We start from the raw sequence: 554 nt of genomic DNA, 5'->3' as shown, positions 1-554 counted from the left end.
GGGGTGGTGGCGGGGGGGCGGGAGGCGGGGGAGGGGGGGGTGGGCGGGGGGGTTGTGAGGGGGGCGGGGGGCGGGCGGGGGGGCGAGGTGGGCGAGGGGGACGGGGTGGGGGTGTTGGGGGGGGGGGGGGGGGGGGGGGTGGGGGTGGGGGTGGGGGGGGTGAGGGGGGGGGTGTAGGGCTTGGCTGCGCGGATGGCGAGTTCGGGTTCGTCGGCGAGGATGCGAAGCTCGCTGTCGGAGGTGTCGGAGGTGTCGGTGTGGGTGTCGATGAGGTGGATGCGGCCGGGGTTTTCGGCTTGGGCGGCGCGGACCAGGCCCCAGACGGCGGCGTGGGGCAGGTTGATGGGGTTGTCGAGGGCGATGGCGTGGGTGGTGACGACGGCGAGGCGCTCGGTGGTGTCCTGGGCGAGGAAGGCCTGCAGGGCTGCCAGGGTGGCGGTCAGGGCGGTGTCGGGCAGTTCGTCGGCGGTGACCGGCACCCGGTACACCTGTGCCTCGACGCCGGCGCCGGTGGCCGGCACCTCCGACCACCCGATCCGGAACAGCGACTGCCC

At 76.4% G+C, this 554-nt stretch carries 1 protein-coding gene; it reads right to left on the bottom strand.

All coding sequences use genetic code 11. The annotated features are described in order from the left end of the window. Positions 1-554, bottom strand: a 554-nt coding sequence (locus C7C46_RS37515; protein WP_181442702.1) for a SpnB-like Rossmann fold domain-containing protein, incomplete at both ends; no start/stop codon positions are given.

This window comes from Streptomyces tateyamensis, assembly GCF_003205575.1.
Taxonomy (GTDB): domain Bacteria; phylum Actinomycetota; class Actinomycetes; order Streptomycetales; family Streptomycetaceae; genus Kitasatospora; species Kitasatospora tateyamensis.
The sequence above is the reverse complement of the archived record's forward strand: the minus strand, read 5'-3'. Positions and strand labels throughout refer to the sequence as shown.